Below are 10516 nucleotides of genomic sequence, written 5' to 3'. Positions count from 1 at the left end.
TGGGTCGGTTTCGCTTTTTGGATTGAACTCCAATCGCCATTCACCGCCGTTGGTAATCGGGAACTTTTGTTTCACCCAACTACTGTTGGTGATAATGGTCGAGCCTTTCACACTAAGGTCACCGCCCACTTTTAAGCGCGCGCTGTTTTCATCGTCATTCCCTTCACCAATCATCACATTGCCGGTTTTGCTAAATCCTTTCAGGAAAGTTTTATAACGTTGGCCGGCATCCCATCCGCCCATTTCAAGGATGGCATTTTTATCGGTCAAAAGCAGGGTTTTCAGGACGGTTTTCGCCACGCCGTCCCCTTCACCGACGTGTGAAATCAGCTCGCCGATATTTTTTTGTGTGACGTTTGCCGCCGTCATATCAATGGATTGGTCGATAAGCCATAGATAAGGCGTATATCGCGCCTCATTGCGGCGAATCACCATTCGATATTGACTTTCAAGGGAACGGGCAAACACCGTATCCCGTGGCACTTTGCCGCTATTGTCCAGCTTCACCTCCTCAAACCAAGCAAGCAGTGAGGTAGCTTGGTTCCAGTCAAATTTTGAGGTGAAGGTGCGGTTGAGATACACATAATGACAGCGAATCACCGAAAACACGCCCATCACGGAAATATCCAACTGCACCGGGCTTTTCAGCTCGCCAAGGGGCAAATGGGTTATCGTGCTATTCGCCGCATTGTGTAAATTCAGCTGATAATGCCCGTTTCCTTTATAGACCGAACCGATTTCCGCCAGCCAGTGTTCACGGTTGGTTAAATCAAAGGTCACCGCCACCGAAGCCGCTTTCACATTGATTTTGTAAAAATTCAACGGGATGATTTTGTCGTTGAGTTGTTTCACCGCAGACGAAGTCGCCACCGTATCCGCCGAATTACTGGTGAGCGAGGAGGATTTTTTGCTGTTGGGGATGTAACTATCCAACAAACGGCGTAATCCGTCATAAAGCCCTTTGAGTTTTTTTATAGCTTTTAATGTCGGTGCTTTGGTTTCATCATCGCTGTTGTCGTCATTTGAGAGTTGCACAATACCGGCATTAGCTGTCGTTGCTCGGTCTATTTTGTGGGTGTGACCAGTTTCATCAAAGCTGTTTTGTGTTTCGGCGGTGATAGTTTTAGGGGTTAACTGTTGGCGTGTGACGAAAATCACGCTGTGATCTACACGCAATGTGACCGCACTTGATGATGAAACTTTCAGTATCATCCGCAACACTTGCACTTTCCCACTGCCGCTACTTTCGGTCGGTTTGAAACTTTCGGGGCAGTTGGCATAGGCAATTAATTTGTTTTGATTATCAAATACGCCCATTTCACGTATGTAGAAACCGCCAATATTTTCAGGAATGGTTAGCTCAACAATCACCTGTTTATTGTTGCGGGGATCGAGCGAAACGGCGCTGACCGCAGCACGGTGTTTTTCACGTGCAAGTGCGGTGCGGTCGGCAGTTGGGGTAATGGTTTGTCCGTTTCCATCACCCACGGCAAAGGTGGTGAGTTGTAACGGCTGTTTACTGCTTAATGCGTTGGCAAAGGCAGTTGTGCCGTAATCGGTTAAAATTGCAAAATATTGTGAAGCCATAATTATCCTTGTGGGTAAATGGTGATGATTTCGCCCTCTTGTTGCCCAATAAATGTATTGAGTGAGCCGGTAGGCGAGATAGCGATAGCGAGTTGAATTAAGTGGCGTGAGACGGGTTTTACATCATTGACCAGTCGCACTAATTCGTTATAAGTTTGTTCGTTTAAACCGCTTTCAGGCACTTCAACAGTAAGGCTAAATGTACCAGGCCTGCCTTGTGGTTTTGCGTTGAACCATTCTGTTAATTCGATAAGATAGCCGATAGGCTCAATAACACGTTTGATTGCGGCAATCGTGCCTTTATGTTTATGCACAAAGTAGGATTGCTTGATAGCAATGCGTTTGACTTCTTCCGCCCAGTGTTCGTCCCATTTATCAACGGAAAACGCCCATGCAAGATAGGGGAGCAGTTCAACGGGACAGCGGTCAGGATTGATTAAATCCGCAATAATGATGGGATTTTCAACCGCACTTTTAAGAATTTCCGCCGCCCGTTTTTCAAGTGGTGTTGAACCAATCGGCAATAAGTGGCTAGTAATCATCACTGGTCACAATCTCAAGATTAATGCCGGTGCAATAAGCGGATTTTGAGCTTGGTAGCACAATGTCGGCAGTAGGGCTTAATAATTCAACACGTTGCACACCTTCTAAATGCAAGGCGGCATAGATCCCCGATAGGCTAATATCCCGACCTAATCGGCGTTTTTCTTCGGTGTAGTCGGTGAGTTTTCTCAAGGCTTCTGCTTTGATTGGTTCGTATTCCGGCCCACGGTATAAATGTAATTTTGCTCGGATGCTATAAGAGTGGATCACCGCACTTTGCACGGTCACACGATCCCCAATAGGGCGGATATTTTCATCATTGAGTTTTTTCCGCACGGCATTTAATACTTGTTCACTTGCCGTGCCTTGCCCGATTCGGCTTAAAATTGTGACGGTCACTTGCGCCGGTTCGGGCGAAACCACTGAAACATCGGCGACTTCGGGATGGGCGGAAAGTGCGTGAAAAACGTAAGCGGAACGAGGACCCGCAACGGAAAGCCCCTCAAAGGCAAGCTGCGTGCGTAGTCTTAATGAGGTGTCATCTTCTAAAATAGCCGGTATTTTTGGCGTAACGCTGTTGTCTTCCGCTTGAATCACTTGTCGTTGCACGTTGAAGTTGGCTGCAATGACATCAAGATCCGAACCGGTGGCATACGCCAACATCGTGGCTTGTGCTGCTTGATTAATGCGAGAGCGTTCAAGCAACTGCAGATAAACCACTTCTTGTAGTAATTTAGTGATAGGTTCACTTTCAAGACTTAACCGTGATTGCCAAAATGCGCGTTCCTCTTGCGGAAATAAAGCGATAAATTCCGCCTTACGCTCGGTGAGTAAGGTTTCAAAATTTAAGTCTTCAAGTACTTTGGGTGCATCAAGTTTCGATAAATCGACTAGCTCGCTCATTGTTTACCACCGAGTAAAAGTTGTTCGTTGCGAATTTCTTGGTTATTTTTGCGATAACGCACCACATAACTTGCGGTAATTCCACGTTCCGTTAGTTGCGGTTTAAATTGGGTAATTTGTACACGGGGTTCCCAACGGTTAATCGCCGTCACCGCACAAGCGGCAAGTTGTAGCATAAGAATGCGACTAATCGGGCGGTCAATAAGCATGGGAATTAGGCTGCCATATTCCCGCCGTTGAATGCGTGATCCGATGGGAGTAAGGAGAATATCCGCAATAGATTGCTTGATATGTTGCCCTTCATCTGTGAGTTTTTCACCGGTATATCGATTCATTATTCAGGAATTCCTGTTTTGCTTGGTCCACCTTGCACGCCGCCGTGTTTGTGGCTGATTTGACTTATTCCGCCTGCGATCATATCGCCCGTGCTTGTGACTTTTCCGTCAATTTTTACATTGCCTTTGATATTCACTGTTGGGCAAAAAATATCTATTTGCTCACTGGCATTGATAAAGGCGGATTTAATCCCCACAACGTTTAATCGCCTACTTGCTTGGTTATATTCAATGGTTGCACCGTCAGCGAATTGAATAACGTGCAAATCGGGGGAATGGCTTGGGCTGTTTTGTGTGTAAAGCCCGACTAATACGCAAGCCGTAGTAAATTCACCGCTTGCCGCCAAAATCACACATTGCTCATCCACAGTAGGTGGAGACCACGTTTTTGTTGTGCCGGCACGGAGCGTAATAAAAGGTAAAAAATCCGTCAGAATTTGACCGCTCTTTACCCGCACACGGGCTTTTTCGTAATCCACTTCGGCAATAGTGCCAAAGCGAATGAGGTTATCTAATCGGCGGTTAAATTCGGCGGACATAAAGCCTTTTTCAGTTGTAATAAATAGCGTTATTGTTGGCGAGATAGGGGATAAATGCGAGGGTGGGGAAGTGTGGATTTGGGGATAACAAAAAAGCAAGCCTAGTTAGCTTGCTTTGTATTGTTTGATTCAGTGGCAGTTAGACATAGCCCACTTATTTATTCCCTTTTTGGATAAAATTATCAATACGTTTTCGAATATCTTTCATTCGTTGTTGGATAAATTTTTCCTCTTTTGTACCAAATAACGTGTCATGATCTATCATAAAACGAATAGAAACGGTTGTGGTTTCAGGATTGTCTTCATAATCAAACGTCAAAACGATTAAAGGATCATTGTCTTGATAGCTCAATCTTGCGTGATAAAGCCCAATGTAATAAGGTGATGCACCAATAGCTAAGCTGCTATCTTTAGCACGTCCGAACAGTCGGTCTTTATTGTCAACATAAATTTCAATAAATTCTTGCTTTTCCCAAAGGGCGACAAGTTGTGCAAGGTTTGAAGAATAGTCATCAATATCTTCTTGGGTGAAACCTAATGCAAGGCTAATTTCTGTAAAAAGCCCATGAATTTCAACAAATTTAATATGTTTGCGTTCCAACATTGTTTTGAATTACCTTAGCCTGTTGTTTCAAAATAGCTTGCACGCTATTTGCAATTTCTTCTTTATTCTTTCCTTGAACTCGTTGCCCTTTAACAGATTGTGTACGGTCAATGATTTCACGGATAAAAGGTGCATTTTTGTTCATAAAATAACCCTCCTATTTTTTCGAATATTACCACTCCCTCTAAAAATAAACAATAAAAAGGGCTTTCGCCCTTTGATTAAACTTTATCCCATAAGCTACTTCGTGCACGGGCTTGTTGTTGGTTTTGGACTTGTTGGATCTCTTTTCTCACTAATCGGGCAAGCATTTGCTCATCCATTTCTTTTGTGGCATTAATCGTGATTTGCACTTTCATTGGTTGTGCAACCTGTGCAGCAACAGGGCGTGCAGAAATAGGCGGACGGCTATCTACTTGCACAGGCGCAGCCGTAGCGACACTCACGCCTAGACCGCCTGCAATTAAGGCTTGTTTGCCATAATTGAGGGCGTTTAATGTGTGAATGCCGAGGCGTGACGTGGCTTCTTTAGTCATCACATATTCGCCGCCGTGGAAAATACCTTTTGGTTCATATTTGCCACCGTTGCCGGCATAACCGCCAGACCAGTTTTGAAGAGGAGATTTTTTACCATTTGAACCAAATCCGGTGAAATCTTTTACTTTTCCCCAAAGATTTCCGGCAGTTTCTTTTGTAGATTGCCAAGCACTCCCCGCAGCGTTTTTAGTGCTATCCCAAGCGTTTGAAACACTATTTTTAATACCGTCCCAACTTGGCATATTTTCACTAAGCCATTTAATGCCGTCCATTAATAATGTAAGCGGGATAAGAATTAGCTCAATTGCTTTCGCCATACCGTTTCCGAATTTTTCACCGGCAGAACGTGCGCTATCTAATTCAGCTTGTGTCGTTTGAACCGGAGAAAGTAAATCAGTAAACCATTTCACGGCTTTTTCAATCCAACTGACAACAACGCCAAACAGATCGCCCAAGGGTTTAAACTTTTCAATCACAGGTGCTAGACCGGATTTTAGTCCCTCCCAAAATCCACCAAAAAACGCCCGCACTTTTTCCCAATTTCGGTAGATATAAACACCCGCAGCCACGAAAGCGGCGGTTATTAAGCCAATCGGGGAGAGTAGGAAACTTAATACAGAACCAATGCCTACTAGAGCCAATCGTAGCGGTGATAGCGCTACACGAGCCAGCATTTTTAATCCATTCAACTAAAAAGAAAGAGACTTCATTTTACTCACAATAGCGAGGAATTTTGCCGGCATTAATTTTATCAATGATAAAAATTGCTTTCCGGCATAAGACACGCCATTGAATGTTGTTTTACCAGAAAATAAGGTTTTATTAAATAATCTGAATTTATTATCCGAATTAAATAAAACGAGGTTTAATAATTTACTTGCACCGGTAAATTTATTGAAAAATAAAATGGCACGTCCTACCGGATATAATAAGTAGCTAAAAACTAAACTTAATGCACCGACTGCCACTAATCCGGCACTAATACCCGCCACCCATTTAGCCATGCTTGCGGCAAGTTGGGGATTGGCTTTTATCCATTGATTTGCAGTGCGTAAAAATTGCGTAGATTGTTGAATGAGTTCCCGTATGCTGCCCGATGTTTCATCAAAAATAGAGATGGTTAATGCTTCACCGGCACTTTGTAGATTTTTAAGATCGCCCATAACATTATCCGCCATGGTTTCTGCGACTTTTTCAGCAGTACCGGCAGCGTTTTTGAGTTTATCACTCATCTCTTGAATGCCATTAACACCGGCTTGCTTAACCAACTCAACCATTGCTGTTGCCGCTTCAGCCCCAAAAATAGCTTTGTAATATGCCATTTTGTCGCCGGAACCCATCTTAGCGGTTTTCTTTTCCACATCGACAAGAATGTCGGTTAATGCCCGCATATTTCCTTTGCTATCTTTTGCAGATACGCCCAGTTTTTTCATCGCTTTTGCAGCCTGTTTTGGCGGACCGGCAAGGCGTAACATAGCAGAACGTAAGGATGTACCGGCTTGAGAGCCTTTAATCCCTACGTTACCTAATAATCCCACCATAGCCGACATGGTTTCAAAATCTTGTCCAGTACTGGCGGCAATAGGACCAAGATATTTCATGGTTTCCCCAAGTAATTCAAGGTTAGTATTACTTGAGGTGAATGTGAGTGTAAGTACATCTGCAACACGATTCATTTCTGCAGCAGGAATTTTAAAACCTGATGAAATATCCGAACTAATATCTGAAACACGCCCCATTTCCATTCCGGCGGCTTTTGTCATATTAAGCACTGCGGGCATTGAGTCTAAAATTTGTTTATCATTAAACCCAGCCATAGCTAAGTAGCCTTGCCCTGCAGCGACATCTCTTGATGTAAATGAGGTAGCTGCACCAAGTTGAATTGCTTGATCTCTTAGCTGTTTAATTCTTTCGGCATCTTTAGTTTTATCCAAACGTGCTAATGCTTGTACTTTGGAAAATTCTTCTTCAAATTCAAAGGCGGGTTTCATCATCATTGAGCTACTTCCCAATACAGCACCACCGTGTGCCATGGCTCGCATACCAAAACCGGCAGCAAAATCACTACCTGCTTTTAATTTTTGGACCTGTTTTTGATAACGGGCTTGTTCTTTGGTCCGTTGATTGAGTTTTTGTAAACGCTGCTCTTGCTTTTGAATAGACTGGTTAGCCGCTTCTATTTTTCGCTTTAATTCCCTTTGTGATTGCGACAAATTTTTTGTACTTATGCCCGCTTCAGATAATGCACGGCGAGCTTGATTGAGTCTGTTATTTTCCGCAATTTGGGCTTCTTTGAGTTTGGTGACAGCCCGTTTTGCATTTTCAAATTCACGTTTTAGTTTTTTGGTTGGATTACTCGTAGCATTAAATTGCTTGGCTAAATCCTGTGCTTTTTTCTGTGCCTCTGACAAAGTTCGCTTGTTTTCACTGACCGAATTTTTAAGCGAGGTAAAATTATTAATTAACTTTTGCTGATCTTCTAACGCTTTTTTGGCAGTTTTAGTTTGATTAAGGGATTGTGCGAGTTTTTGCACCTCTTTGGAGGCGTTACGAAAAGGGGCGGTTAATTTATCAACCGCACTTAGGGTAACTTGAAGGGCTAAATTCTTCATATTTTTACACTCTTTTTATTGACAAAAATGAATTATTTTTCAAGAATAAAATTCTCAACTAAGGAGAGTGCCATGGAATTTATCCTCACTTTTTTACTCTTTGTGTTTGGATTGTCTTTTGTTGTTGCAATGGCTATGGGCGGTGTAGCCATTGTGGGTTATCTCGCCTTAGCCGTGATTGCCCTCGCTATCCGTTTTTGGTATATCGCCTTGGGCATTATGCTGTTGATGATTGCCCCGCTTTTCTATTTAAATGACTGGCTGATTTATGTGTTGTATGCTGTGCTTTTTTATGCGGCGCTAACCGTTCTTTGGTATGTCGTCAATTGGCTCAATAAACAACTTGACCGTTTAAACCAAAAATTAAGTTAGCGATTAAAACCCTCGGCAAGGGCTTTAATCACAAACCGTTCAATCATTTCCACATCTTCATCACTAAAGCCCAACAATTCCCGTTGGGCATATTGCACTTTGAAATCCTTGTTTTTTGACGGGCTTGATTTCAACCCGTATTGGTGAACAGAAGCGATTACTGCATCACCGCCATAAAAGCCTAATGACAGCCCATCTTGTTCATAACGCAATTTCATATGTGCCGGCGTAACTAATTTTCTAAACATTAATTGGCGTTTGATACGCCCTTTTTTCTTACCAAATTGTTTTCGGGGTTTGCGAGGATCATAATTTGAACCATCGGGATTTTGTTGCGCTTTAATTCGTCTTCTTTGATTTCGGGCAAGTTCTCTGCCGATTTGTTGATAGAGTAAACGGCGGCGGGGCTTACTGATATTTTTCAGCAATTCGGCAAAAGCGAGTTTGACTTGTTGGATGTTGTCACTCATCAAACTTCTCCCTCAAAAATCAAATTATCCCAATCCTGCAAATACACTTTTACAAGGCGAGGATCCTCAAGTAGTGGTTCTTTGGCATAATTAAGTTGCACGCTGTCGCCGTCTTTTTTCGATACCACACGTTCAGTAAGTTTGATTTCAAAACTAATGTCAGCCGTGTTGTTATTGTTGTAATCCACTTGAAACTTGAAGGCATTTTCACGCAGTTGCGGATTTTCAAATATTTCAGGTTGATTGGTGCGAAGATAGGCAATCATAGGCACAACCAAGGCGGCAATGTCACCGGCATAATCGGTCACAATGATGTTGAGAGTGTAGCGATATTCAAAACTGAACGAGTTTGCACCCGTGGCGATAATTTGCCCGCCATCCGTATAAAGCTGTAAACGGTCGGGGTTATTGACGAAATCGGGCAAACTTTGCTCAAGGATTTTTCGCAGCTGGTTGGGCTTTTTCATTATTCCTCCGTAGGCGGTGTGGATTTGAAAAATCCACGCTCGCTTTACCTAACGTGCGTGAAATGTTCCATTTCACACACCTTACCGATAACACCTTACCGATAGTGCCTTTGCCGTTTTTCTTCCTGTTCTTGGCAGATCACGCAACGTGTTACACCTTGAATAGTTTGTCGGCGTTTTTCGGGAATGGGGGCATCGCAATCTTCACAATAAAGGCGGCTTACGGCTTTAAACGTGCGGTGTTTTTTGAGGGCGATTTCCCGTTGCATTTCTTCTATTTGTTGCGCCCGGTCAAATTGATCAGTCATTGGCTTTTTCCTGTTGATTAAACGAATCAATACATTGCTTCAAGCTGTGATTTTCAATCACGCACAGGTTTAATTGATGTTGTGCCTGTTGGTAGGCTTCTGCCAGTTCACCATTGGTGCGAATTTGAGGCGAAAATTGACCGCACTCTGCCGTTTGAGGGCAGAGTATTGGTTGTTTAATGATTTGCGGGGCGGTTGAGCACGCCGCGCACGTCATCAGGGATAGGGCTATCAGCCCAAGTTTGATGCTGTTTAAGTACATTTTTTAAATCCTGTGTTTGTTGGGTTTGTTGCTGTTTTAAGGCGTGAAAGGCTTGGGTCAGTTGCTTTTGTTGTTCGGCGAATTGTTGAACGTGTTCGTGCAACGCCATATAAGAGGCTTGCCATTTGGCTTTGAGCTGTTCTTCTTTCACCATTTCAGCGTGCCAGAGGTTCGCCTGCCAACCTTGAAAGATGATGATCAGTACGAGCAACAACGGGCCAACCAAGAGCACCCATTTTTCTTTTGAAGTTAGGAAGTTAAACATAGTGCTTTCTCCTTTTGTCTGCGGTCAATCAAGCCTTTGAGCGGTTTTCCGGCCGCATAAATCCACCGTTCAAATTGACTGCACATTGCAGGCGTGTAACCTTTTCTTGCCATTTTAAAAAGCGTGCTGTTTTTCAGTTTGCCGCAGCCGACATTGAAGGTGATAGAGGTCAGTGAATCAAATGCACCTTGTGGCATGGCTTGTCCGTTGGCGTAAGTATTCACGCATTTTTCAGCCTGTTTAATGCCTTTGGCAAAAGCGTGGGCAATTTCTTCGTTGCTGTAAATTTTATTGGGGTTGATTTTTTCCACCGCTTCCGTAGTGCCAATGCCGAATGTTAAAACATCGGCAGGGCAGTGATAGGGCTTTCGTTGGCAGCCTTCGGCATTGCCAATGAGTAATAAGCCTTTTTCTGATGTGCGGATCTCATTACCGTGTAAAGCAATGGTTAAACCCACAACGGCGGCGATACCACATGCCCATTTAGCGCTTTTTCTTATCATTGAGTTTTCCTTCGATTTCCAATTTTCTTAATTCAAAATCTTTTTTCTTGTAATACCAGTTCACCACCCAAGTTGCGATGGTGACGATAATCCCGACAATAACGCCTACATCGGCAAGCGTAACATTGCTGAACATATTGCTGATCACTCCCATAAATGCGGTAAAACCGCCTGATACATAAGGTGCGTTACTTTGAATGTCTTTCATT

General features: G+C 43.4%; 15 protein-coding genes and 2 pseudogenes. 1 reads left to right on the top strand and 16 read right to left on the bottom strand.

Annotated features, from left to right (window positions below):
• From BKK52_RS07450 to BKK52_RS14315, 9 genes and pseudogenes are all read right to left on the bottom strand, one after another.
• A partial coding sequence (locus BKK52_RS07450; protein ID WP_208606147.1) for a phage tail protein occupies positions 1 to 1587 on the bottom strand: 1587 nt, incomplete at its 3' end.
• Positions 1588 to 1589: 2 nt separating this feature from the next.
• Positions 1590 to 2129 (bottom strand): phage tail protein I, encoded by a 540-nt coding sequence (locus BKK52_RS07445; RefSeq protein ID WP_077478413.1) that lies wholly within the window; start codon positions 2127 to 2129, stop codon positions 1590 to 1592.
• A complete protein-coding gene (locus BKK52_RS07440) occupies positions 2119 to 3033 on the bottom strand; it encodes a baseplate assembly protein (RefSeq protein WP_077478412.1) in 915 nt (304 codons plus the stop codon). Before BKK52_RS07440 ends, BKK52_RS07445 begins: the two co-directional genes overlap by 11 nt.
• Positions 3030 to 3368: a GPW/gp25 family protein gene (locus tag BKK52_RS07435; protein WP_077478411.1), complete on the bottom strand. Its 339-nt coding sequence runs from the start codon at positions 3366 to 3368 to the stop codon at positions 3030 to 3032. The genes BKK52_RS07440 and BKK52_RS07435 overlap by 4 nt, the downstream gene beginning before the upstream one ends.
• On the bottom strand, positions 3368 to 3907 hold the full coding sequence (locus tag BKK52_RS07430; protein WP_077478410.1) for a phage baseplate assembly protein V: 540 nt from the start codon (positions 3905 to 3907) through the stop codon (positions 3368 to 3370). Before BKK52_RS07430 ends, BKK52_RS07435 begins: the two co-directional genes overlap by 1 nt.
• Before the next feature lie 154 nt (positions 3908 to 4061).
• On the bottom strand, positions 4062 to 4511 hold the full coding sequence (locus BKK52_RS07425) for a hypothetical protein (RefSeq protein WP_077473900.1): 450 nt from the start codon (positions 4509 to 4511) through the stop codon (positions 4062 to 4064).
• The gene (locus tag BKK52_RS13655) at positions 4489 to 4656 is read right to left on the bottom strand and encodes a hypothetical protein (protein WP_165688461.1); all 168 of its coding nucleotides are present in this window, start codon (positions 4654 to 4656) and stop codon (positions 4489 to 4491) included. The genes BKK52_RS07425 and BKK52_RS13655 overlap by 23 nt, the downstream gene beginning before the upstream one ends.
• Positions 4657 to 4732: 76 nt before the next feature.
• Positions 4733 to 5797, bottom strand: a pseudogene (locus BKK52_RS07420) (phage tail tape measure protein); the annotation flags it as partial.
• Positions 5798 to 6031: 234 nt separating this feature from the next.
• Positions 6032 to 7081: pseudogene (locus BKK52_RS14315) on the bottom strand (phage tail tape measure protein); the annotation flags it as partial.
• 651 nt (positions 7082 to 7732) lie between these two features.
• Here BKK52_RS14315 and BKK52_RS07410 point away from each other — a divergent pair.
• The gene (locus BKK52_RS07410; RefSeq protein WP_077478408.1) at positions 7733 to 8032 is read left to right on the top strand and encodes a hypothetical protein; all 300 of its coding nucleotides are present in this window, start codon (positions 7733 to 7735) and stop codon (positions 8030 to 8032) included.
• Here the strand turns inward: BKK52_RS07410 and BKK52_RS07405 are convergent.
• The 7 genes from BKK52_RS07405 to BKK52_RS07375 all read right to left on the bottom strand — a co-directional run bounded on the left by BKK52_RS07405 (position 8029) and on the right by BKK52_RS07375 (position 10515).
• A complete protein-coding gene (locus BKK52_RS07405; protein WP_077478407.1) occupies positions 8029 to 8502 on the bottom strand; it encodes a phage virion morphogenesis protein in 474 nt (157 codons plus the stop codon). The genes BKK52_RS07410 and BKK52_RS07405 overlap by 4 nt on opposite strands.
• Positions 8502 to 8969 (bottom strand): phage tail protein, encoded by a 468-nt coding sequence (locus BKK52_RS07400; protein ID WP_077478406.1) that lies wholly within the window; start codon positions 8967 to 8969, stop codon positions 8502 to 8504. The genes BKK52_RS07405 and BKK52_RS07400 overlap by 1 nt, the downstream gene beginning before the upstream one ends.
• Before the next feature lie 95 nt (positions 8970 to 9064).
• Positions 9065 to 9277 (bottom strand): TraR/DksA C4-type zinc finger protein, encoded by a 213-nt coding sequence (locus tag BKK52_RS07395; RefSeq protein ID WP_077419979.1) that lies wholly within the window; start codon positions 9275 to 9277, stop codon positions 9065 to 9067.
• Entirely contained in the window at positions 9270 to 9539 is a 270-nt protein-coding gene (gene lysC / locus BKK52_RS07390; protein ID WP_077478414.1) for an Rz1-like lysis system protein LysC, read from the bottom strand. Before lysC ends, BKK52_RS07395 begins: the two co-directional genes overlap by 8 nt.
• Positions 9454 to 9804, bottom strand: coding sequence for a chemotaxis protein (locus BKK52_RS07385; protein WP_077478405.1), 351 nt, complete (start codon positions 9802 to 9804; stop codon positions 9454 to 9456). The genes lysC and BKK52_RS07385 overlap by 86 nt, the downstream gene beginning before the upstream one ends.
• Positions 9789 to 10307: a lysozyme gene (locus BKK52_RS07380; protein ID WP_077478404.1), complete on the bottom strand. Its 519-nt coding sequence runs from the start codon at positions 10305 to 10307 to the stop codon at positions 9789 to 9791. Before BKK52_RS07380 ends, BKK52_RS07385 begins: the two co-directional genes overlap by 16 nt.
• On the bottom strand, positions 10288 to 10515 hold the full coding sequence (locus BKK52_RS07375; RefSeq protein ID WP_077419983.1) for a phage holin: 228 nt from the start codon (positions 10513 to 10515) through the stop codon (positions 10288 to 10290). Before BKK52_RS07375 ends, BKK52_RS07380 begins: the two co-directional genes overlap by 20 nt.
• Between the last annotated feature and the right edge of the window lies 1 nt (position 10516).

It is taken from the genome of Rodentibacter trehalosifermentans, from assembly GCF_002000545.1.
GTDB classification, from domain to species: Bacteria; Pseudomonadota; Gammaproteobacteria; order Enterobacterales; family Pasteurellaceae; genus Rodentibacter; species Rodentibacter trehalosifermentans.
The sequence above is the reverse complement of the archived record's forward strand: the minus strand, read 5'-3'. Positions and strand labels throughout refer to the sequence as shown.

Excerpts from the sequence above, each read along its gene's own strand:
- BKK52_RS07430 (WP_077478410.1), bottom strand. The coding sequence starts at position 3,907 with ATGTCCGCCGAATTTAACCGCCGATTAGATAACCTCATTCGCTTTGGC.
- BKK52_RS07445 (WP_077478413.1), bottom strand. The coding sequence starts at position 2,129 with ATGATTACTAGCCACTTATTGCCGATTGGTTCAACACCACTTGAAAAA.
- BKK52_RS07395 (WP_077419979.1), bottom strand. The coding sequence starts at position 9,277 with ATGACTGATCAATTTGACCGGGCGCAACAAATAGAAGAAATGCAACGG.
- BKK52_RS07375 (WP_077419983.1), bottom strand. The coding sequence starts at position 10,515 with ATGAAAGACATTCAAAGTAACGCACCTTATGTATCAGGCGGTTTTACC.
- BKK52_RS07405 (WP_077478407.1), bottom strand. The coding sequence starts at position 8,502 with ATGAGTGACAACATCCAACAAGTCAAACTCGCTTTTGCCGAATTGCTG.
- BKK52_RS07400 (WP_077478406.1), bottom strand. The coding sequence starts at position 8,969 with ATGAAAAAGCCCAACCAGCTGCGAAAAATCCTTGAGCAAAGTTTGCCC.
- BKK52_RS07435 (WP_077478411.1), bottom strand. The coding sequence starts at position 3,368 with ATGAATCGATATACCGGTGAAAAACTCACAGATGAAGGGCAACATATC.
- BKK52_RS07440 (WP_077478412.1), bottom strand. The coding sequence starts at position 3,033 with ATGAGCGAGCTAGTCGATTTATCGAAACTTGATGCACCCAAAGTACTT.
- BKK52_RS07425 (WP_077473900.1), bottom strand. The coding sequence starts at position 4,511 with ATGTTGGAACGCAAACATATTAAATTTGTTGAAATTCATGGGCTTTTT.
- BKK52_RS07385 (WP_077478405.1), bottom strand. The coding sequence starts at position 9,804 with ATGTTTAACTTCCTAACTTCAAAAGAAAAATGGGTGCTCTTGGTTGGC.
- BKK52_RS07410 (WP_077478408.1), top strand. The coding sequence starts at position 7,733 with ATGGAATTTATCCTCACTTTTTTACTCTTTGTGTTTGGATTGTCTTTT.
- lysC (WP_077478414.1), bottom strand. The coding sequence starts at position 9,539 with ATGTACTTAAACAGCATCAAACTTGGGCTGATAGCCCTATCCCTGATG.
- BKK52_RS13655 (WP_165688461.1), bottom strand. The coding sequence starts at position 4,656 with ATGAACAAAAATGCACCTTTTATCCGTGAAATCATTGACCGTACACAA.
- BKK52_RS07380 (WP_077478404.1), bottom strand. The coding sequence starts at position 10,307 with ATGATAAGAAAAAGCGCTAAATGGGCATGTGGTATCGCCGCCGTTGTG.